The following is a 1,844-nucleotide window of genomic DNA, read 5'->3' as shown; positions in this document are numbered from 1 at the left end:
TTGTCGATCGGATAGTTCCCATCCTCCAGATAAAGGGCCAGCGAGTCTTTCCTTTTCAGGAAGTAGTTTGCTCCCTTTACTGCTTTCGAACCACTATCAAAACTCCGGGCGATCCGCTCCATTCCTGCGATCACCTGGTCAAAAAGCGGTTTAGACTCTTTCTGCCTCAGTTCGTATACTTCTTCCCGACTCAGTTTCTTCTTTTTCGCTCTGCTCTCCACCTCATAAAGCCTGTTGATGTTCCCAAGTGGCTCCAACAGGATCCCCAGTGCCGGATTCTCCCTGATATGTTTCAGTTTCATTTCTGTATCGTCTGGCAGATTCTTGAATGTCTGGTAGTCTGCACGGATCTTCACCGCATCATACAGATGCCGCCTCGCATGGGCCATACAACTCAGATGGATGGCTGCTGTGTAATTATCGTAGCCTTCGAATCCGTCTGACATCAGGGCCTTTTCGAATCCTTCTCCCAGGAATTCCCATACGAACTTCTGGGCCCTGCTCTTCTTGAACTGATATATGACCATCTGTCTGGCTTCATGCTCTGCGCTGACCCCGACGATCATGTAACAGTTCGTCCGATCCTGATCCCGACTCACTTCCAGGCATTTCAGTACGGTCTCATCCATATGGACCACATCACATTCCCTGAAATCCTGTATCATCCTGTCCACCAGAGCTTCTCCATAGATCTGGGAAGAACGGATCATCCAGCTGGCCATGATACTCCTGCTGAGGTTGAATCCTCTTCGCTGCCAGTCTTGTTCCTGTCTGTAAAGAGGCAGTCCCATGACTGTTTTCTGGGCTATGATGTGGGACACAAGAGAAGGCGAAGACATCGTATTCTCCAGAAGCGGTGCTTCTTTGCGGGCAGCCGGGATCATCACAGGCTTTCCATCCTCATCTTCACAACCTTTGGGGCAGACATAATTATGATCCACTTCCACTTCGACATAGAGGCGCTGCGGAACGTATTTGATGGTCCGGTGTACAGTCGGTTTCAGCTCCTTCATGGCTGTGCCACATACAGGGCACACCGGGTCCTTGCCTGCATCCGGATACACATCGATGATCTTTTCAGGAAGCGCCTTTGCTTTCTCCTTCATGGATCTGCGCTTTTTGGGGGACGCCGGTCTCTCTTTGCTCACAGTTTCCAGGACAGCTGATTCATCCAGGTCTTCGGGAGAAGACGTGGATGCGATCTCTTCCGCCTCGTTGAACAGGGATATGAAAAGCTGCTCGCTTTTGGAAGCGAAGCGGTCCATGGCCGCCTTCCTGTTGATCTGGTCTTTCAGGAACAGGTTGTCGGCCAGGAAGAGAGCGGCATCGACCAGGTCATCATGATCCAGAGATTCGAGGCTTTCTTTCATGGATTTGCGGGTGTAGTTTTCGAAGTCAAAAGAAGATAAGAAGTCCATGGCAAAAGTATAGGATAAAGAGGAAAAGGGGCAAACTGATATGCCTTAAATAATTATTATGCTCACAGTTTCAAAAGTGATTCATTTGATATGACTGAAAACTGCAGGAGAGAGCAGGAGGTCTGTCTAGATATATTGTGGTTTCACAGGCCTGAAAGCCCGTTTCTGGTTTATGTCCAGTCCTTCCAGGAGCCAGTCCAGCTGTTGTTGGGAGATCTCCAGGAAAGGATCCAGGGAGTTCATCCGCCATTTGAAAGTGCCTTTGCTCAGCTGCTTGTGAAGGAGCCAGAATCCTGTACCGTCATAATGGAGAAGTTTGAGCTTGTTGTGTCGTTTGTTGGTGAAGACGAACATTGCGTTCTGGAAAGGATCCGTGTTCAGGATCGACTGGACGTATGTACCCAGTCCATCTATGCCCTTGCGAAA

At 49.3% G+C, this 1,844-nt stretch carries 2 protein-coding genes; both read right to left on the bottom strand.

The genetic code is table 11. The features are described 5' to 3' along the window. Positions 1-1,418: IS66 family transposase (locus Q2J39_RS10690; protein ID WP_300968169.1), on the bottom strand; the 1,418-nt coding region annotated here is incomplete at its 3' end. Between the two features lie 126 nt (positions 1,419-1,544). Then, positions 1,545-1,832 (bottom strand): IS66 family insertion sequence element accessory protein TnpB, encoded by a 288-nt coding sequence (gene tnpB / locus Q2J39_RS10830; RefSeq protein WP_367280864.1) that lies wholly within the window; start codon positions 1,830-1,832, stop codon positions 1,545-1,547. Between the last annotated feature and the right edge of the window lie 12 nt (positions 1,833-1,844).

It is taken from the genome of uncultured Allobaculum sp. (genome assembly GCF_948576815.1).
Lineage (GTDB): Bacteria > Bacillota_I > Bacilli_A > Erysipelotrichales > Erysipelotrichaceae > Allobaculum > Allobaculum fili.
The sequence above is the reverse complement of the archived record's forward strand: the minus strand, read 5'-3'. Positions and strand labels throughout refer to the sequence as shown.